Here is a 19733-nt window from a genome sequence, read left to right on the forward strand (position 1 = left end):
CTCATTCGCTCAGCGACGACCGGCGGCTGGGAAACCTTCTGATCTTTCTCACGATCATCACGCACAACCATTGAAAGACACGAAAATGAACGACAACATCATCAGTTCAACGGTCATCATCGGAGCCGGTATCTTCGGCGTTTCCACCGGTCTGCAGCTGGCCCGGCGCGGCATCCGGGTGACCATCGTCAATGACGGGCCGCCGGCCAACGGCGCTTCGGGCCGTTCGCTCTCCTGGCTCAATTCTGCGCGCATGCGCTCCAGACCCTATCATTTGTTGCGCATGGCAGGGATCGACCGTTATCGCACGCTGGCTGCACGTAACCCCGATGCGGACTGGCTCCGCTTCGAGGGCGGCCTGACCTGGGACGCCGAGGGCGAGGGGAATGAGATCGTTCGCGCCTTCGACTACGAGACCTCGATTGGCTATGACGCTCAGCATCTTTCGGCCGACCGAATCGCGAGTGTGACCCCGGGCGTCGATGCAAGGGCCGTCACGTCGCCGGGCGCCATCTTCAATCCGGGGGAGGGGTGGGTCGATTTGCCGCGATTGATCGACCATTTGCTTGAGGAGTTTCTTACGCTGGGCGGCGTGCTCATTACGGATCAGGGCAAAGCCAGGGTCGTGGTCGAGGGCGGGCGGGCCATCGGGGTCGAAACGACATCCGGTACCCGTTTCAAGGCGGATTCCGTCCTTCTTGCCACTGGCCCTGCCGTACCGGAAATGGCGGCCGACTCTGGGCAGACGATCGGTGATGGGACGCCGATTGCGCTTCTGGTGCAGACCAAACGGCTTGACCATCCCCTCAAGGCCGTCCTGAACACGCCACGTGTCGCGGTGCGTCCGGCACCAGACGGAACCCTTTCGCTTGATGCCGACTGGGCGGCAGATCAAGGCGTGAAGATCAATCCGGATGGCAGCTATGAGATCGACCACTCAGTCGTTGTGGCTTTGCTTGAAGAAGCGTCGAAGGTATTGGAGGGCAATCCGAAACTTGAGGTTGCTTCCATCGGCGTCGGCGGCAAGCCAATCCCCGGCGATGGAGAACCGGTCCTCGGTGCATTCAAAGCCATTGCAGGCTACCATGTTGCCTTCAGCCACAGTGGCGCAACGCTCGGCCTCATCGTGGGCGAGTTGCAAGCTTTCGAAATCGCCACGGGGAGGGAGCATCCTATGCTTGCTTCGTTCCGACCTGAACGGTTTGCTGCGCATTAGTTGGCATGTGGTTCTTGCATGTGGTCCCGCCGCGAAATACAGCGGGACCCTTAGCGCAATTGTCGCATCAAGGTGAGCGGCGAGGTAATTCCATTGATTTGACACAATGCCGAGCCGCAATCTGCTGGCTGGGACAGTTTGCGTTCCCTCGTGGCGTGAGAGCGTCAAGGCATTGAACAACGAGGTGGCGTCCTCGCTGCTTCGAGCCGTATGCCGAGTGGTAGCGTGGAAGGGCTTCGGACAGCCCGCGGAAACCTTCCCGGATTTCGGCCTCAATCGAGACCGAAGAAGCAGGTTGATAGTTGAAATCGCAAGGACGCGGACGTGCGCATACTCCTGGTCGAAGATGATTACATTCTCGGCTCCTCGCTGAAACGCGCATTGGAGAAGCACGCCTATGGCGTGGATTGGTTCCGCGATGCCGAGACGGCGCTCGATGCGCTGCGCGACAGCCAATTTGGATGTGTGATCCTCGACGTCAATCTTCCCAAGGCAAGCGGCTTCGAGGTTGTCCGTTCGCTGAGAAGGGGAGGCAACGACGTCCCGATCCTGATGCTGACAGCGCTTGACAGCGTGCGCGATCGTGTCAACGGCCTGGACGAGGGTGCGGACGATTACCTCGTCAAGCCCTTTGACCTTGACGAACTGCTCGCCCGACTGCGTGCGCTTATCCGGCGACGGCAGGGCCGTACCGAAACCATCATTCGATGCGCCGACGTCGAGCTCGACCCTTCAGCCATGGTGGCGCGTCGAAATGGCGTACAGCTTCACATCCCGGCCAAGGAGTTCCATCTGTTACGGCTCCTCATGGAGCGGAGTGGACGTTACGTTACGAAGAACGATATCGAATATGCACTCTACGACACGGATGTTTCGGTCGAGAGCAATACGATCGAAGTGACGGTCTATAATCTGCGCAAGAAGCTCGGTACCGATTTCATCCGATCGATCCGCGGCGTCGGCTACATGGTCGAGCGGCAGCAGTGACACTCAGCCAACGCCYTTTTCTCCGCATTCTCCCGACCCTCATCATCACGATCGCCATCGTCGGCATCTTCGCCTATCACAGCGCAACGCGCGAGATCGACAACATCTACGATGCGCAGTTGATCAACGATGCCAACGTGCTCTGGTCGTTGATGAAGCACCCCCTCACAAGATTGACTGCGAGGCCGACGGTGCAGGTTCCGGATCTTGATTTCAATATGGACAATCAGCTTGCGCTTAACGAGGACGCGGACGACTATGCCGACGCCCATTCGTTTCGCGCCTGGAAGGGGCCGGCGCTGGCCTTTGCCAGCAGCAACGCCTTTCCAGCCGAGGTCAAGCGCTTCTCGGCCGGTTTCTCCGATGTGACCTATCAGAACGAGCTCTGGCGGATCTACTCTCTGCCGATCCCGAATAGCGACGTGACCATCGAGGTCGCCGAAAAGATCATCCTTCGGGAAGGTCTTGTCGATAACATCCTTCTCAATCTCGCCTTTCCGCTGCTCGTCCTTGTGCCCGTCAGTGCCATCATCATCTGGCTCGCCATCAATAACGGGCTTGCCAATGTCCGGGGACTGGTCTCGCAGATCCGGACCCGCACGCCGGATGATCTGTCGATGATTGCGACGGGAAGACTGCCGCGGGATCTGACGCCGCTTGTCCACTCGCTCAACAACCTTTTGCGAAAGCTAGGCCACTCGCTGGCAATGGAGCGGCGCTTTTCCGATCTTGCCGCCCATCAACTGCGAACACCGCAGGCCGGCATCAAATTGCTTCTGCAAATGTTCGATCGTGCCGATTCCGACGAGGAGCGCGCCGCCCTGCTGAAGGATCTTGTTGTCAGCAACGAGCGCGCCATGCATCTCATAGAACAGCTGCTGCGGCTTGCACGGGTCAGCCATCAGCCGCTGCAGCTGGAGGCGTTGCCGCTGCGCCAGATTGCGGCGGCAGCCCTGGCGGATTTTGGGGTCATGCTCAATCGCCGCGGTTTCAATGCCGGGCTGGTCGGAACCCACGACCCACAAGTCTTGACCGACCGTGCCCTGCTGCGCGTCATGATCGATAATCTCCTCGACAATTCGATCAAATATTCCCCTGCCGGCGGTCGCATCGAGGTACGCATCGAACCTAGCTCGCGCGGCTTTCGCCTCTCCATTGAAGACAGCGGCCCCGGTATCCCACCCGAACAGCGAGAAGCCGCATTTCAGCGGTTCAACCGCCTTGACGCGCGAGCCGGGGAGGAGGGCGCGGGATTGGGATTGCCGATCGTCGCCGATATCGGCAACCGTCTCGACATTGGGATCAGCCTCGGCACGCCTGCCTGGGGATCCGGCCTGAAGGTGGATCTCGATATTCCTGCCGCATAAGCGGTCAATTCAGTTTCGCTTCACATTCGCCTCATCTCGCCTTCAGGTAGCGACGCTAAATGCTTCGTCACATTGAAGGAGCATGCGATGCAGGTGTTTTGCGATTTCGACGGAACCATATCGAAAGAAGACGTGACCGATCTGGTTCTGGACCGTTTCGCGCGTCCAGAGTGGCGCGAGATCGAAGATCAGTGGACCAACGGCAGGATCACAGCCGCCCAGTGCATGCGCCGCCAGATCCAGCTGCTTCAGGCAAAACACGAAGACATCGACGCATTCCTGGACACGATCGAAATCGACAGTGCCTTCGGAGCTTTCAAGGCATTCTGTGAAGAGAACGGGTTAAGCCTCATCATCGTCAGCGACGGTGTCGATCATTTTATCAGGCGGGTCCTTGCCAAACATGGTCTTGAAGACATTCAGATCATCGCAAACAAGCTGATTTCTCGCCCGCACGCTTGCACTATGCCCGATTTCGATCTCGGCTTTCCGTTCAAGAGCGCAGCCTGCGCTGCCGGCGCCGGCGTGTGCAAATGCGCCCAGGTGAGGCCGTCCGGCAACCATATCTATATCGGCGACGGCCGCAGTGACTTCTGCGTCTCCCACGAGGCGCAGCTTGTCTTCGCCAAGGCCAAGCTTGCGGATCATTGCCGCGCGAACTGCCTTCCTTTCATCCCCTATAGCGGTTTCGCCGAAATCCAGGCGAGTGTCGCAGCCATCCTTTCCAGCCCGTCACGACAGCCTGTTGCGCTGCCCGTGGCAAAAACTGCGTGAGAAGAGGACTTCATGCGTTCCAACCTGAAACTTGCTGCAAGCATGCACCCCATCGCTTCCGAAGACGAGCTGCGACGGCTCGAAGAGACCTATTGCTCCCACGGCGATACGGTTCACTATTCGCAGAAGCCGAAATTCTTCGAAAGCTGCGATGGTTCATTCGTCTTTGACGCAGCCGAGACGCCATTTCTCGATCTCCAGATGTGGTATTCCGCCGTCAATTTCGGCTATCGCAACGAGCGTTTGAACAATGTCGCGCATCGGCAGCTGGATCGATTGCCGCAGGTCGCCTCGCAATATCTCCATCGCGAAAAGGTCGAACTCGCAGCGCTGATCGCTCGGGATGCCGAACATAAATTCGGTTCGAAAGGTCGTGTTCACTTCAATGTCGGCGGCTCGCAGGCCGTCGAGGATTCCTTGAAGCTCGTTCGCAACTATACCGGCGGCAAGAGCCTGATGTTCGCCTTTGAGGGCGGATACCATGGGCGAACGCTCGGCGCGACGTCGATCACCTCAAGCTACCGCTATCGCCGGCGTTACGGCCATTTCGGCGAGCGTGCCCAGTTCATTGAATTCCCCTATCATTTTCGCGGGCCGAAGGGCATGTCGAAGGAAGAATACGGGCACTATTGCGTCCAGAAATTCGCGCGGCTGTTTGAAAGTGAGTACAACGGCGTCTGGGATCCGAAGGCCGGAAAATCGGAATATGCCGCCTTCTACATCGAACCCATCCAGGGTACCGGCGGCTATGTCATTCCGCCGATGAATTTCTTCAAGGAGCTCAAGAAGGTCCTCGACGATCACGGCATCCTGCTTGTCGTCGACGAGATCCAGATGGGCGTCTATCGGACCGGCAAGCTCTGGTCGATCGAACATTTCGGCGTGTCGCCGGATGTGCTCGTCTTCGGCAAGGCGATCACCAATGGTCTCAATCCGCTCTCGGGCATCTGGGCCAAGGAAGAGATGATCAACCCGACGATCTTCCCGCCAGGCTCCACGCATTCGACCTTTGCCAGCAACCCGATGGGCACGGCCGTCGCTCTCGAAACGCTGAAGATGGTGTCTGAGACCGACTTCGGCGCGAATGTGATGGAAAAGGGCGCGCATTTCCTCGAAGGCCTGAAGGACCTGCAGTCGCGGCATGCGATCGTCGGCGATGTCGATGGCCTTGGCCTTGCCCTTCGCATGGAAATCTGCGGTCCCGATGGCTTCACCCCCGACAAGGCGACGCTCGACTGGATGGCGGATGAAGGCATGAAGGGTGATCTTGTGGTCGATGGCAGGAAATATGGATTGGTGCTCGACGTCGGCGGATACCACAAGAACGTCATCACTCTTGCTCCGAACCTGATGATCACCCGCGAGGAGATCGAGCTTGCGATCTCGCTGCTCGACCAGCTTCTGACACGCGCCGAGCGGAGGTAGAACCTTGCAGCTCCTCCTTCTCCATCTTGATGATGCGTTGGAGTTGCAGCCCGACTTCGTGCATTCCTGCCGGATGGCAGGGGCGCGCGAAGTCGAGGCCAAGGATAGCGGCCGCGCCATCAGGCTGTGGGGGCGCCGGCCGGACCTTGATACCCTCTGGCGCAACCTGGCGAAGGCACGGCCATCAGCCGGTGACGGCGCCCGCCTTTGTTTCATGGGATCGGGCGACTTCCATCATGTGACAGCTCTTCTTCTGTCGCAGGCTCTGGAAAATAGCAGCAAAGCCGTTACCGTCATCCATATCGACAATCACCCCGACTGGGTCCATTTCGACCCTGGCATGCATTGCGGTTCCTGGGTCAACAAAGCGCTCGAACAGCCACTGGTCAAAAAAGTGATAACCCTCGGGGTCTGCAGCCGCGATCTCAAGTCGCCGGAGCGCAAGGGGGCCAATCTCATGCCGCTATCCGATGGCCGCCTGGAACTCTATCCCTATCAGCATCCGCCGAGCAAAGTGAAACTGCACTACGGCTCCGGCCCGAGTTTCAGCCAGATCGACGGCGCCCTGCACTGGCAATCGATATCGGAACTCGGCGAGAGCAATTTCCTCGACCGGCTTCTTGGCCGCATCCAAACCGAAGCGGTCTATGTAACGATCGACAAGGACGCTCTCTCCGACGCCGATGCCGTGACCAATTGGGATCAGGGCTGCATGCGGCTACCCTACGTCCTTTGGCTGCTCAGCGAAATCGGTGAACGGTATCGCGTCATCGGAGCAGACGTGACCGGCGATTATTCGACGCCGCACTACGGCGGCGATTTCTACACCCGCGCGATGAAGAAAGCAGAGGTGCTGATCGACCAGCCCTTCCGCCGTCGCGACATGAAAGTTGTCCGCAACATCAACAGCGCGGCAAACCATGCACTGCTCGAAGTCCTGTCGGAGCTGATGGCATGACGACGGGACTGACAGGATGGACGTTCGCCATCATTGCTTTTTGCATTCTTGCCGAAACCGGCCGCGAGCTGTGTTTCAAGTATGGCGCAGCGAGCGCGCTGTTTGAGACCATGCAGAAACCGGTCATCTGGCTCGGGATCGTTTTCTGGGCAGTCGAACTGGTGATGTGGACGCGCGTGCTGGAACAGGTGGCGTTGTCGGTGGCCTTTCCGCTGATGGCGCTGAGCTATGCGGCGATCGCTTTTGCGGGCGCCGCCATCTTCAAGGAAACCATCAATCTTCGCCACGCTCTCGGCATCGTCCTGGTGACGGCCGGCGTGGTCTGTGTTGGAGCGACGGGACTATGAAAATCTTCGCGCACACGAAATGGGATATTGTGCCGGTGCTTGCCGCGACAGCGCATCTGGCATTCAACATCTATCTGATCGCCGGCTTCCAAAGCCGGCCGCTCTGGCTGTCGGCGGTGCTCGGTGCGGTCTATGCCGTGTCGATATCGTGGAACATCAACAGCATCTCGCACAACTTCATCCACACGCCGTATTTCAAGCCGAAGTGGATGAACTACGCATTCAGCCTGCTCGAATCCGTAACGATCGGCTTTTCGCAGGTCTACTATCACTGGGTGCATATGCGTCACCATTCCGGCAATAGCGACCGTCCCAACGAGAACGGCGAGACGGTCGACCTCCTGTCGATCTACAAGCACGGCAAGAACGGCGCGCCGGAAAATGTCTTCTCCTATACCTTTCTCAGCTTCTTTCGCGATGATGTCGGCGACATCCATCGAGCGATTGCAAAAAAAAGGCCATTCGATGCGAGATGGGGGCGCATCGAGCTCGTGTCATTCTTTGCCTTCGTCCTCTTCGCTCTTATCTACGACTGGAGAGCGGCGTTCTTTTTCCTGCCGTTTTATTATCTTGGCAACTGCCTGTCCTCCCTCAACGGCTATTACGAGCATCTGAACGGCGACCCCGATGTCCCCATCGTCTGGGGCGTCAGCAGCCATAACGGTTTCTACAACTGGCTCTGGTTCGGCAACGGCTATCACGCCGAACATCACTACCGCCCGAAGATGCACTGGACGAAGCTCAGGACCTTCCACGATCAGATCAAGCAGGAGCAGGAGGCGGCGGGCACACATGTGATCAGCACTTGCCATGCTCTGGGTTTCATGGCGAAGGAGAACCGCCAGCAGGGAGAATTCCCGCATGTCGGCTGACAGTCTTTCCTTCTTTCTCGAGGGCACGAACGGCAAGGGCGTCATCCTCGTTCATGGGCTGACGGGGGCGCCGGCGGAAATGCGGCTTGTGGCGAGGCAATTCCATCGCCGCGGCTTCAGCGTCTACGCCCCGCTGCTGGCCGGCCACGGCGAGGACGAAGCGGCGCTCCGTCGCTCGCGCTGGGAGGACTGGCTCGGCAGCGTCGAAACGGCGGCTGGTTGGCTTTGCGAACGCAGCGATATGGTCTTTGCCGCCGGAATTTGCGTTGGCGGCAAGCTGGCGATGATGGCAGCCGATCGCAATCCCATGTCGATCCGTGCCGTCGCCGTCTATTCGCCCTGTTTCCATTACGATGGATGGGACGTGCCGCGCTATTATTCGCTGTTTTCTCCGCACATTCGCTGGATCTCGTTTATCCCATTCATCGACCGGCTGAATTTTCGCGAGACGGCCTCCCTCGGCATCAAGGACGAGCGCATGCGCCGAATGGTGGCCGGCATGACAGGCGAGGGCATGCTCGAAACCTTTCCCGGCCGCGGCCTGATCGAAATGCATGAGCTTGGCCGGACGTTGAAAGCGCGGCTTCCCGACATCAGGACACCGACCCTGATCCTCCATTCGCGCGAAGACGATCTCAGCGGCCCCGCGCATGCCCAGTATATCGCCGCGCATATTGGCGGGCGCCGGGAGCTACGCTGGCTCGACGACAGCTATCACATGATCCATCTCGATCGGCAGCACAGGCGGGTGGCTGATATGACAGCGGAATTCTTCGAGGCAGAATATGCAGCAGCAAGCGCTTAAAGTGCGGTCACCTGAAGCGCAGGTCTCAAGCGATACGTCATCCGTGGCGGCGATGATTGTTCCGAGCATTCGAATGCTCGACCGCGATGAGTGGAACGCCTGCTTCCCTGGTGAGGTCGAGACCTATGACTATCTGCTCGCGGTCGAGGAAGCCAGTATCGAGGGTTTTGAGTGGCGCTATGCGGTCGTGCGCGAAGACGACGAGATTGTTGCCGCCATGCCGGCATTCCTTTGCAGCTACGCCCTTGAGACGACGCTGGAGGCCGGGCGTTTCCGGAAGGCGGTGGAAAGCATCCGCCGCATCTTCAGCGGCTTCCTGACGCTCCGCCTCGCCTGTCTTGGCTCACCCTGCACTGAGACGGCTTCCATTGGCTTTCATCCTGATATCGCCCAGTCCCGCCGGCCGGCGCTTTTTACGGAACTCCTCGACGCTTTCGAGGCGCATGCGCGCATGGAAGGCTGCTCGCTGACGGCGCTGAAGGATCTGTCCTACCCTATTCCGTCAGGCGTCGAACCGGTATTGTCGGCGAGAGGTTACGCCGAGATCGGCGGACTGCCGACAGCATGGATGGACATCAGGTTCGGTACGATCGAGGCCTATTTTGCCACCCTGTCTACAGCAACCCGCAAGGATATGCGTCGGAAACTGCGGAGCCGGCAGGAGGTGCGGGTCGAATACCGCACGGAATTCGGTGATCTTCTGCCGCGCGTCATGCAGCTCTATCGTGAGACGCGCGAGCGGAGCGGATTACAGTTCGAAGAACTGACGCCGGCCTATTTTGAAGGGGTGCTGAAAGGCATGCCGGGCCGATCTTTTTGCGCAATGTATTTTGTGGGCGACGAACTGCTTGCTGCCAATCTGCTGATCCACGACGAGGACAGGTTGGTCGACAAGTTCTTCTGCATGGACGGTCAGAAGGGCAGGACCTACAATCTCTATTATCTCAGTTGGTTCGCCAATATCGAATATTGCCTGAGCCATCGCATGGGCCGCTATCAGAGCGGGCAGGCCTACTATCGCAACAAGGTTCGGCTTGGAAGCTGCCTGACGGCAAATGCGATGTATTTCCGCCATTCCAATTCACTGCTGCAATTCATCCTCAAGACGGTCTCGCCGCTTTTTGCCGCAGACGATGGTGGCGAGGTGCAAGAGTGAGAACGATGCGGCCGATCTGGCTGATGGTGCCGCTCCTGAACACGGCGCAACAGATATTGCTGAAGCAGAGCGCCGTCGATGCGGGCAGAGCGGGCGGAGCTTGGTTGGTCGATATTCTGTCGTCACACTGGTTCCTGGCGGCGATTGTCGCAGAGATCGTCTGCTTTGCCATCTGGATAAGCGTGCTCTCCGAGCTCGATCTCAGCAAGGCCTTCCCGCTCTCGGCCATCAGCTATGTTCTCATCATGGGCGTTGCCTGGCTCGCCTTTGGCGAGCCATTGCCGTTGCTTCGGCTTGCGGGCAGCCTCCTGATCCTGGTCGGTGTCTGGTTGATCGCAACGGCGTCGAGACCGGCCAGTTGAGCGGTTGAATGACGGATTTCAGAAGCTGACGTTGAAGGCCTTGGTGAGGGAGATGCCGATCACATTCTGGTTCTCACTGCCGAGCTTCGATGTGATCGGGCTGTTGGCCGCATCTCCGGTCAGGCGATCGAAGCGATCATAAATCTGCAGCGTCCAGGTCGGGGTCACATTATAGGCGGCGGAAACCGTAAAGCCGATCGACTTCAGGCCGCCCTTTGCATCGAAGGCGGGTAGGGCGCCGTTCTGCAAAGCTTCGCTCGACGAAATGCCGAAATAGGTCCGCATATAGGCGCCGTTGCCGAACGAAGCACGAGGGCCGGCCGAGAGCAGCCATCTGTCGCCGAGCGGCTGGAACCAATCGGCGCCGATATCGACGACGAGACCGCTGCCATTCGATAGGGCCTGACGGATTTCGGAGCGGAATCGAAGCTGGTTCGGAATCGCCCAATATTGTGCAAAAATCCCGGCATCGACGTCCCAATCCACCGAGTGGATGCCTTTCAAGCGGTCATCATCGGATTGCGAACGGCTGTCGCGCAAACCGACTACCGGACCCGCTTCGAAGCCGCCGAAGTCGATAAGGCCATAATCGATATTGTCGTCCGGCGCGCTGTGCTCATCCGGTTCGTCGAAACGCCTGATATCGAAAGAGGGCAAGGCGCTGAAGCCATCATGCTTCGAGCCCGGAAATTTTGGGCCGTACTCGACACTTGCACCCAATGTCACGATCCAGGTGCCGGAATCGGGGTGGCTGGGCGTGTCTCCGCTATCGGCGGCACGCGCTAGCGACGCAGTCAACAGCACCCCCAAGGCGACAGAAAAAAGCGTAAGCCTCTTGGCTCTCATTCTCAACGAGATTGCTCTCCGGATAAAGCATCACCCCTAGGCACCACGATGCAGCCGAAAATGGCTGGCAAGGCGAGGCTAGTCAATAGGTCACCTGCGCGATTATCATTCCATTGGTCGCCGCGGAGGCGACGCGGACTGTCTCGAAATTGCCAATCATCTTCGTTACATCGCGCTGGCTCGCCTCAACCCGAACGGGGTTTGACCGATCTCGCGTCGCATCCATTGAGCGAGATGGGATTGATGTGCAAAGCCTGTTCGATGGGCAATCTCGCTGATACTGAGGTTTGTCGAGACCAACAATGCACGAGCTCTTTCGATTCGACGATGCAGCACATAGCGATGTACGGTCAAACCGGTCGCGGCCTTGAACCAGGTACGCAGGTGCGAATTGCTGACACCGGCGACTCTGCTCAGCGTGTCGAGGCTCAAGCTGGTTTGAATCTGTTCTTCGATGAAGTCCATCACCCGCTTTAACTGAGCATCAGACAGCCGACGCTCAATGGCGGGAGCCGAGCATTCAAGGCCCAATAGGCGCACCGCTATCGCGATGCCAATGCTCTCCGCGTACAATGGTCCGCTTGGCGAACCAGCTTGGTAGTCTGCCTGGATTGCACGCGTCAGGTGCTCGATCTGCTCGTCTCGGAGGAGGTGGCGCGTCTGGAGCCGGCCGGGTCCTTTTACACCGGCACTGTCAGCGACGTCCTGGAGGAGCGATTTGGGAAGGCTCAATATGATTGTGTCAAAAGCGGACTCAGCATCGAATCCGCCAAGCTCTCCTGCAGCCAGCACATCTATGTCCCCTGCGCGACGCACGAAGTGTCTGTTCACCTGACCACAGTAGGAGCGTGTCGCGGGGCTCGCGTGAACAGCAACGCGGTGCGGATCCGCCTCCGGAAGAAGAAAGCTTCCGGCCCCAATTTTGAGAGACGCGATCGATACGCTACCCGACTGATATGCGGTGGAATGCAGGTTCACGGTGCCCTCCTTGATTGGCGGAACGTGCTCAAAATTTGGCGATTACGGCGCGATTTTCAATCTGCTCCTTTGCAAACTGTATTCATCGCAATGGTGAGCAGAGGTTGATATGAGCACTTATGTTGTTGTCGGAGCCGGTCCGGTTGGAGTTGAAACGGCGAGGCTACTTGGTGACGCGGGTCATGATGTTACGATCACAAGCCGAAGCGTCAATTTGGAGGATCAGACGAACGTAAGGACTGTCCGGGCGGACGCTTCCGACGCGGAAGCTTTCACGCAGGTGTGTAAGGGGGCAGATGCGATCTTCATGTGCGCGATGGCAGCATATGATCGCTGGCCGACGGATTTTTTCCCGATCATGGATGGTCTCACTCGCGCGGCTGAGAATGTCGGCGCAAAATTGATTGTCCTCGGAAATCTCTATGGCTATGGGTCGAACCCTGAGGGACTGCTCAGGCCCGACCAACCGCTCGACCCCAGCTCTCGCAAGGGCACGGTACGCACCATCATGTGGCAGCGGGCATTGCGGGCCAGTGTTCCCGCCATCGAGGTACGGGCGAGCGATTACCTTGGGAAGGGAGCAGTGACATATTTCTCGCTATTGGCGCTGCCGTCACTTCTGGCGTCGAAGCCCGTCACGTTCCTAGGCGACCTGGACGCGAAGCATGCTTGGTCATTCACCAAGGACGTAGCACGCACGTTGGTGGCCGCTGCAGAATATAGGGGCGCATGGGATCGCGCGTTCCATGTTCCGTCACACCATATCTCGCCCCGCGAGTTGATCCTGAGATCCGCGGCTTTCCTCGGTCAAGAGCCGCCCGCGCTCGGAACGTACTCACATGCGCAGATGGAAGAATTCGGCATGCACGAGCTTGTGGAGATGAGCTATCTCTTCGAAAGGCCGCTGCTGCTAGACGCCTCGGACACGGAGTCTCTCCTCGGCGTGAAGGCGAAGGAGATTGACGTGATGATCGCGGACACGATTGGGGAGCGCCAAAGATAGCTTTCCTTCATTCGCAATTCCTTCCGAGAAAACCGTGGGATTGATATGTGCATTGTCGCCGCTCGCTTCGGTACTTTGCATGAGGCGGGCGGCTGTTATAGGCTCTCCTGCGATGCTTTGCGCCAATTTAAGGCTCCTCCGTTCAACCGGATCCGCGATGCGGCTGCTTCTGCCGAAGCAGGATTCCGACCTGCCAGAAAGACCATGGCGCCTTCGTTGGCAAATGTTTGTGCAACGGTGCTCCCCACCGCGCCGCCCGCGCCATGAACGACTGCAACTTTCTTGTTTAATCTCATCTCTAACGTCCTCTTGATATGGTGGCCACCACGGCCACCCCGATCCAAGGACTGACCGATGAGCTGAAATTCACCGGTCGTACGCGAGTTAGCCGCCCTCGAGCCGCTAGGCGAGCAAGACGTTTGCGGCTCAGAAATGAGGCCGACGTTCCCGTCGACCCAGCCCATCGCGAAGCGGTTACCAATCCAACCGAATTGCAATTTTGCCGACGGGGCCGTGGGATTGCGCATGATACGCTTCCGCCAATTCTCCGATCCCGAACGTCTTGGCGAGGACGGGTTCGATCCGCGATGCCTGTATCGCCTGCATGGCCTTGGCAAAATCTTCTGCAGAGCCCGTATTGTTGCCCTGCACCCTGAGCGCTTTAACGATGATGGGCATCAGGTCGATTTCCAGAGCGGTGCCGGTGACGAAGCCAATTGTAAAGACGACCCCTCCATAGCGCGCCGCCGACAGAGAGCGGGGGAAGGTTACCGTTCCCACGGTATCGAGGACGAGGTCTGCGCCAAGGCCGTTCGTCAACGCGACGACGTCCTGATCCCAATTAGGGGAGGTCGTGTAATTGATTGTTTCGTCGGCGCCGATTTCGCGCGCAAACGCAAGCTTTGCGTCGGATGAGGACGTCACGATCACCCGGGCGCCTCGAGCCTTGGCAAGTTGAAGAGCAATCGTGGAGACGCCCCCGGTTCCCAGAAGCACAACGTTTGAGCCCGGAACGATATTGGCGCAGGAAAGAGCGTTCCAGGCGGTTGTTGCCGCGATTGGCAGTGTTGCTCCCTGCTCCCACGAAAGGTGGTCAGCGAGTCTAACGACTGATTGGGCATCTACGGTCGCGATCTCCATCAAGGACCCAGGAAGCGTAACACCGCGGGTGATCCCAGCCTTTTCCACTGATCCTCGGCCAGAGAACCACATCGCTTTGGGATGTAGGGCCACCCGGTCACCGAGGGCGACGCCGGTGGCGCCATCACCGATCGCGATAATTTCGCCGACGCCATCGGCCACAGGCACCAGCGGATAGACAATGCCAGGATATTGCCCGAACGCCACAGCAAGGTCGAGAAAATTGAGGCTCGCCGCGTGCATGCGGACAAGCAATTGCCCATGGCCGGGCGGTGGCGGATCGGGAAGGTCTGTTCTTTTCAACTGGTCCAACGACGGGCCGCCGAGTGATATTGCGAACATCGTGTTTGCCTCTTTTGAGTTTCAGCAGGGGCGATTATGATGCTGCAAGAAAGAACTGGAATATGGATAAGCAACAGGTTATAATTGCAAAATATGCAGCAATCGCTCCATCTTCCTGATATCGAATGTCTGACTGCGTTTGTGGCCGTCGCAGAGGCCGGATCATTTAACGCGGCGGGACAGCGGCTGCACCGGGATGCAACCGTTGTATCCCGGCGGGTAAATTCACTCGAGGAGATCCTTGGCGTGAGGCTTCTGGAGCGTTCGACACGTCGGACGGCACTTACGGAGGCAGGGGAGGTCTATCTTCACAGGGTTCGCCCGCTGCTACAGGAACTGATTGCTGCGAGCCAGGAAACCGAGCGATTTTCGGACGGTGAACCGCGCGGTAGGCTCAGGCTGGCTTTGCCTGGCAGCTTTGGCCGAATGTGGCTGATGTCCCTTCTTGTCGAGTTTCGCGAGACGTTTGCGGCGGTGTCGCTCGACGTTTCTTTCTCAAATCGCTTCGTGGATCTTATCGGTGAAAACTTCGATCTCGCAATTCGTCTGGGCGTTTTGCCGGACTCGCGGTTGGTGAGCCGTAAGCTTGCCGACCGGAAGCGAGTGATTGTCGCTTCACCGGACTATCTCTCCAAGCGAGGCACGCCAGCCACGCCACAGGATATTCTGGCGCATGATTGCCTGATCTTCACGGGAAAGGCCAACCCCAGCGCCTGGGAATTTACAGCGCCGCGGGGAGGTCAGCTTTCCATCCCGATCACCGGCCACTTCGCGTCGGATGATGCGGAAGCGCTGGTGCACGCGGCGGTCGCAGGACATGGTTTGCTCTATGCGACGGACTGGCTCGTCGGCCGCGAGCTTGCCGACGGTCGTCTTGTCAGCGTCCTGGATCGATTCCCAATTCCCGACGAGGGCGCCATCTACGTCGTTCATCCGTCCACGCAGCACATCCCAAACAAGACACGCGCCTTCGCTGACTGGATCACGCAGCGATTTTCGCAGCCCCTTCCGTGGCAGTTGCGACAGACGTCGTGAGGCCGCCGCCGTCTCAGGTTCGGTGCGGAGCGCCGAAGACGGAGTTGGCCGGCAGGGTCACGGGAAGGCCAAAAGCTTCGAACAGGCGCGTTTGAGCAGGTTCGCCGAAGAGAGTGATCCTTGAGGTTCGTCCTCCAGCGCGAGCACGTGAATGGAATGAGCTAACCAAGGGCCATCGCGAAATCTTCCCACTTCAGCTCACCTAAAGGACCAGTCGGCGGAAACGCAGAGGCCGCAATAACAAGGATGTCGGGGAGCACTGCTCTGAAGACGGTTTGCGGTGCCTCGTCGTTCGGCGTGTCGAGTTGCAGGATGTCGACCGAAGGGAAACCCGCGGCCAGTTTGTCAAGGTCTTCGCGGTTCCGCGCCACCGAAAAGGCCCCTGGGCCGATATGACTAAATACAAAGCCGCAAGTTGCTAAATTGTGTCATTTTCGCATCACTTTCCATAAGGTTGTAAAAAACCGGTTGGCAATGGCGAATTGGTTCGGTACAAAATACTAACCGCTCCAGATCGAACACAAGGGAGGCGTTGCATGAGACCAGCAATCATCGAAACCTTCCTATGTGGAATGTCCCGACACTAGGTCATTTCCATTCGCGGCCCGCCTCGAGCGCGCGACACGCGGTTTTATGTCTCTTCATAGCCCGATTGATCTGACGGGATCACTTCGTCTCCCGTACGGGCTGTGCCCTTTAACTCTCTATTTTGAGGACCGGCTACCGAGATACGGGCCGGGCTGGTTAAAATGACTCGCAAGAAGCTCGATTTTCGCGCTGATGCCTATCGCCACGTGCTCGGCTTTGTTTTCCATCATTGGACCCATCGGCCGGCATTGGTCGGCATGATCATGATGCTTGTGATCTCAAGCACGCTGGCCGAAGTCATGGTGCCGGTGTTTTCCGGCCAGATCGTCGATGCCATTGCAGGCAGCAATGGGATTGATGGTGCCCTGCGCGCCTTTGTCATCGTCGTGGCTCTGGGCCTGACCAGCGTGGCACTGCGCTGGTTCATCTTCAATGGCATCATCCGGCTGACGCTGCGCACAATGGCGGATGTGGTCAACAATGGCTTCCACAAGGTGCAACGGTTCTCAACCGACTGGCACGCCAACAGCTTTGCCGGTTCGACGGTGCGCAAGATTACCCGTGGCATGTGGGCGCTCGACTCGCTCAACGACCTGCTCCTGGTAGCCTTGTTGCCGTCCATCGTCATGCTGGTCGGCGCCAGTATCGTGCTAGGAAGCTACTGGCCGATCATGGGCCTGGTCGTGAGCGTGGGGTCGCTCATCTATATTGGAGTGACTGTGACGCTCTCCATGGGTTTTGTGTCGCCGGCGGCAAGGCTTGCCAATGCTTGGGACACTAAGCTTGGTGGTGCGCTGGCGGATGCCATTAGTTGCAACTCAGTGGTCAAAGCCTTCGGCGCCGAGAGCCGCGAAGAGACGCTACTGGCCCACGTGCTCGCCAAATGGGACAGCCGTACGCGGCGAACATGGAAGCGCGGCACATTGAGCGGCACGATCCAGGGCTTCATGATGGTTTCCATGCAGGCCGGTATCTTGGGAACGGGCTTGATTATGTGGCAGCAGGGGCTGGCGACAGCCGGGGACATTACCTTCGTGCTGGCAATGTTCTTCGTCCTGCAGGGCTATCTGCGCGATGTAGGCCAGCACATCCGCAATCTGCAGCGGGCCGTCAACGACATGGAAGAATTGGTGCTGCTCGACAAGATGCCGCTGGGTATCGAGGACAAACCGCGCGCAGCGCCGATCAAGATTGGCAGGGGTGAGATTGTCTTCGACCGAGTCACCTTCCAATACGGCGCTCATCCCAACCCGCTTTATGAGGATTTTTCGGTCACCATCAAGCCGGGCGAGCGCGTGGGACTGGTGGGACATTCGGGCTCGGGCAAAACGACCTTCGTCAAGCTCATCCAGCGTCTCTATGACGTGAAGTCGGGCTCGATCCGCATCGACGGGCAGGATATCGCCCAAGTCAAACAGTCAAGCCTGCGCGGCCAGATCGCCATCGTGCAGCAAGAGCCCATTCTGTTCCATCGCACGTTGGCGGAAAACATCGCCTATGGTCGGCCGAACGCCTCACGGCGCGAAATCGAGCAGGCGGCGAAACAGGCCAATGCGCACGACTTCATCATAGACCTGCCCAAGGGTTATGAGACGTTGGTGGGGGAACGTGGCGTCAAGTTGTCGGGCGGGGAGCGGCAGCGTGTCGCCATTGCGCGGGCGTTCCTGGCTGATGCGCCCCTGCTGATTCTGGACGAGGCGACATCGAGCCTCGACAGCGAGAGCGAAGTGCAGATCCAACAGGCCATGGAACGTCTGATGGACGGCCGCACGACGCTTGTCATCGCGCACCGGCTGTCCACGGTGCGAGCGCTGGACCGACTGCTGGTCTTCGACAAAGGAAAGATTGTTGAAGAGGGCGACCACCAGGCGCTGATCCGGTTCAATGCAGGCATCTATCGCCGGCTGTTCGAGCGGCAGGCGCTGGAGCTAACCAAGGGTCTGGTGGCCTGACGGAAAACACGGGTGGTGGCTTAATTGGCGCCGCCAATCCACTGTTGTCTCAGGAAGGTCTCTTGCCGGGTGCCCACCCGGCAAGAGACAAGATCGTACAGAAGCACGTCTGTGCAGATACAAGGGAGATTGCAGGCTCAAGATGCGAGCCAGCGGCCATTCCGTGCATAAGTGCAGATGGTGCTGCACGATGTCGCCGGATGTCCTGCCGACAATTGACCCAACTATTTCTGTGGACCAGATGGGTCCGATGCATTCAAAGTTCTGTCGTTCTACCAATTGGGGGAGGGGAGCCGTCAAGGATGAAGCAGATTTACACGACTCTGGGACCAAAGCGTCGCGAAGAACTCGGGATGATTCTCCCGCACGAGCATGTGTTCGTCGATCTTAGAACGCCTGATCAGCCCGGCTATGCCGAGGCGGAGACAGACGCCGTTGTGGCACTGATGGTCCCACAGATTGAGGCGATCAAAAGACAAGGCGTTACGCTGCTCGTCGAGTGCACGACCGGTGGTGTCGGAAGACGTGCTGACATTGATCTTGCTGTGTCGAAGGCAGCCGACTTTCCGATCGTCGTCCCGACCGGCAACTATCGCGAGCCATGGATACCCGCTTGGATAGTCGAGGCTAGTGAGAGTGATCTCGAACAGTGGATGGTAAGTGAGCTCACCGAGGGAATGGAGGACACCGGTGTACTGGCGGGATGGATTAAGCTCAGCGCTGGCGACGATGGAATTACGCCGCTCGAAGCCCGTATCCTGCGCGCAGCGGCAAGAGCATCCGTGCGGACCAATGCGGTGATCGGCTCGCATACAATCCGGGGACGCGTTGTGATGGATCAGTTGGACATTCTTCAGTCAGAGGGCTGCGCACCAGAGCGCTTCATATCCATTCACACTCAAGAGGAAAAAGACTTCGGGCTTCACCGGGCACTGGTGGAGCGCGGTGCGTGGATCGAATACGATCATGTGGGAAGGGCTCCAGACCAAGAACTGGTCGCAATGATAATGCGCGCCCTTGAAACCGGGCTGGGCGAGCACCTGCTCATAAGCCACGATCTCGGCTGGTATGATCCTGCGCGGCCCGGTGGTGGAATCCCGCGACCTTACACGCACCTTGTCGAGAACCTGCTGCCAGCGCTCACAATCGAGGGCGTAAGCCAGGATGCGATCCGCCAACTCACCGAAATCAATCCCTTCGAGGCATTCGCACGCTGAAGAAAGGCGCAGTTCTCGTTTCTGGACGTTGCTGCGATTGTTTTGCCAGGAAGAGCGAAGGCTTCCTGTATGGCTTTGTACGAGGGGTTGCCGAAGGCGCCGAGACCTATCTCATCTGGCTCTGGGCGGTTCAGGAAGGACTTTAAGATATAGATTTTCTTCTTGCTGCACGGACCAATGTGTCTCCGCTGGCCGGGATCATCAGGTGTTGGGCAATGCCGGGTGAAGGCTGTCCTCTCAATGCCTCGCTTCCGCGCAACCAGCGATCACGGTTGTTACGGGTCGTGGTGAGAAGATGTGACAAGATGTGAGCAAAATTCCTGAATTGTGGCAGGTGTTCGCCAATTTCGATGAACACATACG

General features: G+C 58.4%; 19 protein-coding genes. 15 read left to right on the forward strand and 4 right to left on the reverse strand.

Features of this window, described 5'->3' with window-relative positions; genetic code table 11:
* The first annotated feature begins 85 nt into the window (after positions 1-85).
* The 11 genes from AC1DTN_RS32065 to AC1DTN_RS32115 all read left to right on the forward strand — a co-directional run bounded on the left by AC1DTN_RS32065 (position 86) and on the right by AC1DTN_RS32115 (position 10269).
* Positions 86-1216: an NAD(P)/FAD-dependent oxidoreductase gene (locus tag AC1DTN_RS32065; protein ID WP_477924170.1), complete on the forward strand. Its 1131-nt coding sequence runs from the start codon at positions 86-88 to the stop codon at positions 1214-1216.
* A gap of 324 nt (positions 1217-1540) precedes the next feature.
* Complete coding sequence (locus tag AC1DTN_RS32070) at positions 1541-2203, forward strand: response regulator transcription factor (RefSeq protein ID WP_113325174.1); 663 nt, start codon at positions 1541-1543, stop codon at positions 2201-2203.
* Complete coding sequence (locus AC1DTN_RS32075; protein WP_477924171.1) at positions 2200-3570, forward strand: sensor histidine kinase; 1371 nt, start codon at positions 2200-2202, stop codon at positions 3568-3570. Before AC1DTN_RS32070 ends, AC1DTN_RS32075 begins: the two co-directional genes overlap by 4 nt.
* An 87-nt stretch (positions 3571-3657) precedes the next feature.
* Positions 3658-4344, forward strand: coding sequence for an MtnX-like HAD-IB family phosphatase (locus AC1DTN_RS32080; RefSeq protein ID WP_113325176.1), 687 nt, complete (start codon positions 3658-3660; stop codon positions 4342-4344).
* 12 nt (positions 4345-4356) lie between these two features.
* Positions 4357-5769 carry an aspartate aminotransferase family protein gene (locus tag AC1DTN_RS32085; RefSeq protein ID WP_477924172.1) on the forward strand — a complete coding sequence of 471 codons (1413 nt, stop codon included), beginning with the start codon at positions 4357-4359 and terminating at the stop codon, positions 5767-5769.
* A 4-nt stretch (positions 5770-5773) separates the two neighbouring features.
* Complete coding sequence (locus AC1DTN_RS32090) at positions 5774-6727, forward strand: arginase family protein (protein WP_477924173.1); 954 nt, start codon at positions 5774-5776, stop codon at positions 6725-6727.
* Positions 6724-7074 carry a DMT family transporter gene (locus AC1DTN_RS32095; RefSeq protein WP_442206602.1) on the forward strand — a complete coding sequence of 117 codons (351 nt, stop codon included), beginning with the start codon at positions 6724-6726 and terminating at the stop codon, positions 7072-7074. The genes AC1DTN_RS32090 and AC1DTN_RS32095 overlap by 4 nt, the downstream gene beginning before the upstream one ends.
* Positions 7071-7946, forward strand: a complete 876-nt coding sequence (locus tag AC1DTN_RS32100) for a fatty acid desaturase family protein (protein WP_477924174.1) — start codon at positions 7071-7073, stop codon at positions 7944-7946. The genes AC1DTN_RS32095 and AC1DTN_RS32100 overlap by 4 nt, the downstream gene beginning before the upstream one ends.
* Entirely contained in the window at positions 7936-8751 is an 816-nt protein-coding gene (locus tag AC1DTN_RS32105; protein ID WP_113325181.1) for an alpha/beta hydrolase, read from the forward strand. The genes AC1DTN_RS32100 and AC1DTN_RS32105 overlap by 11 nt, the downstream gene beginning before the upstream one ends.
* A 52-nt stretch (positions 8752-8803) precedes the next feature.
* A complete protein-coding gene (locus AC1DTN_RS32110; protein WP_442206653.1) occupies positions 8804-9907 on the forward strand; it encodes a peptidogalycan biosysnthesis protein in 1104 nt (367 codons plus the stop codon).
* A 5-nt stretch (positions 9908-9912) separates the two neighbouring features.
* Positions 9913-10269: an EamA family transporter gene (locus AC1DTN_RS32115; RefSeq protein WP_442206603.1), complete on the forward strand. Its 357-nt coding sequence runs from the start codon at positions 9913-9915 to the stop codon at positions 10267-10269.
* Between the two features lie 18 nt (positions 10270-10287).
* On the opposite strand, the gene AC1DTN_RS32120 is transcribed toward AC1DTN_RS32115, so the two are convergent.
* Entirely contained in the window at positions 10288-11115 is an 828-nt protein-coding gene (locus tag AC1DTN_RS32120) for a MipA/OmpV family protein (protein WP_477924176.1), read from the reverse strand.
* 165 nt (positions 11116-11280) lie between these two features.
* On the reverse strand, positions 11281-12093 hold the full coding sequence (locus tag AC1DTN_RS32125; RefSeq protein WP_477924178.1) for an AraC family transcriptional regulator: 813 nt from the start codon (positions 12091-12093) through the stop codon (positions 11281-11283).
* Between the two features lie 109 nt (positions 12094-12202).
* Between AC1DTN_RS32125 and AC1DTN_RS32130 the strand changes: the two genes are divergently transcribed.
* On the forward strand, positions 12203-13096 hold the full coding sequence (locus AC1DTN_RS32130) for an NAD-dependent epimerase/dehydratase family protein (protein ID WP_113325186.1): 894 nt from the start codon (positions 12203-12205) through the stop codon (positions 13094-13096).
* 474 nt (positions 13097-13570) lie between these two features.
* Here the strand turns inward: AC1DTN_RS32130 and AC1DTN_RS32135 are convergent, their stop codons facing one another.
* A complete protein-coding gene (locus tag AC1DTN_RS32135) occupies positions 13571-14578 on the reverse strand; it encodes a zinc-dependent alcohol dehydrogenase family protein (protein ID WP_477924180.1) in 1008 nt (335 codons plus the stop codon).
* Between the two features lie 93 nt (positions 14579-14671).
* Between AC1DTN_RS32135 and AC1DTN_RS32140 the strand changes: the two genes are divergently transcribed.
* Positions 14672-15613 carry a LysR family transcriptional regulator gene (locus AC1DTN_RS32140; protein WP_477924213.1) on the forward strand — a complete coding sequence of 314 codons (942 nt, stop codon included), beginning with the start codon at positions 14672-14674 and terminating at the stop codon, positions 15611-15613.
* Positions 15614-15774: 161 nt separating this feature from the next.
* On the opposite strand, the gene AC1DTN_RS32145 is transcribed toward AC1DTN_RS32140, so the two are convergent.
* Positions 15775-15984: an SDR family oxidoreductase gene (locus AC1DTN_RS32145; RefSeq protein WP_442206607.1), complete on the reverse strand. Its 210-nt coding sequence runs from the start codon at positions 15982-15984 to the stop codon at positions 15775-15777.
* 378 nt (positions 15985-16362) lie between these two features.
* Between AC1DTN_RS32145 and AC1DTN_RS32150 the strand changes: the two genes are divergently transcribed.
* Together AC1DTN_RS32150 and AC1DTN_RS32155 are read left to right on the forward strand one after the other, a co-directional pair.
* Positions 16363-18153, forward strand: coding sequence for an ABC transporter ATP-binding protein (locus AC1DTN_RS32150; RefSeq protein ID WP_477924182.1), 1791 nt, complete (start codon positions 16363-16365; stop codon positions 18151-18153).
* 302 nt (positions 18154-18455) lie between these two features.
* Positions 18456-19370 carry a phosphotriesterase family protein gene (locus AC1DTN_RS32155; RefSeq protein WP_477924184.1) on the forward strand — a complete coding sequence of 305 codons (915 nt, stop codon included), beginning with the start codon at positions 18456-18458 and terminating at the stop codon, positions 19368-19370.
* The last annotated feature ends 363 nt before the right edge of the window (positions 19371-19733 follow it).

The sequence above is a fragment of the Rhizobium sp. 01T444 genome, from assembly GCF_056398305.1.

Excerpts from the sequence above, each read along its gene's own strand:
- AC1DTN_RS32135 (WP_477924180.1), bottom strand. The coding sequence starts at position 14,578 with ATGTTCGCAATATCACTCGGCGGCCCGTCGTTGGACCAGTTGAAAAGA.
- AC1DTN_RS32110 (WP_442206653.1), top strand. The coding sequence starts at position 8,804 with ATGATTGTTCCGAGCATTCGAATGCTCGACCGCGATGAGTGGAACGCC.
- AC1DTN_RS32155 (WP_477924184.1), top strand. The coding sequence starts at position 18,456 with ATGAAGCAGATTTACACGACTCTGGGACCAAAGCGTCGCGAAGAACTC.
- AC1DTN_RS32140 (WP_477924213.1), top strand. The coding sequence starts at position 14,672 with ATGCAGCAATCGCTCCATCTTCCTGATATCGAATGTCTGACTGCGTTT.
- AC1DTN_RS32130 (WP_113325186.1), top strand. The coding sequence starts at position 12,203 with ATGAGCACTTATGTTGTTGTCGGAGCCGGTCCGGTTGGAGTTGAAACG.
- AC1DTN_RS32115 (WP_442206603.1), top strand. The coding sequence starts at position 9,913 with ATGCGGCCGATCTGGCTGATGGTGCCGCTCCTGAACACGGCGCAACAG.
- AC1DTN_RS32065 (WP_477924170.1), top strand. The coding sequence starts at position 86 with ATGAACGACAACATCATCAGTTCAACGGTCATCATCGGAGCCGGTATC.
- AC1DTN_RS32120 (WP_477924176.1), bottom strand. The coding sequence starts at position 11,115 with ATGAGAGCCAAGAGGCTTACGCTTTTTTCTGTCGCCTTGGGGGTGCTG.
- AC1DTN_RS32085 (WP_477924172.1), top strand. The coding sequence starts at position 4,357 with ATGCGTTCCAACCTGAAACTTGCTGCAAGCATGCACCCCATCGCTTCC.
- AC1DTN_RS32080 (WP_113325176.1), top strand. The coding sequence starts at position 3,658 with ATGCAGGTGTTTTGCGATTTCGACGGAACCATATCGAAAGAAGACGTG.
- AC1DTN_RS32105 (WP_113325181.1), top strand. The coding sequence starts at position 7,936 with ATGTCGGCTGACAGTCTTTCCTTCTTTCTCGAGGGCACGAACGGCAAG.
- AC1DTN_RS32150 (WP_477924182.1), top strand. The coding sequence starts at position 16,363 with ATGACTCGCAAGAAGCTCGATTTTCGCGCTGATGCCTATCGCCACGTG.
- AC1DTN_RS32100 (WP_477924174.1), top strand. The coding sequence starts at position 7,071 with ATGAAAATCTTCGCGCACACGAAATGGGATATTGTGCCGGTGCTTGCC.
- AC1DTN_RS32095 (WP_442206602.1), top strand. The coding sequence starts at position 6,724 with ATGACGACGGGACTGACAGGATGGACGTTCGCCATCATTGCTTTTTGC.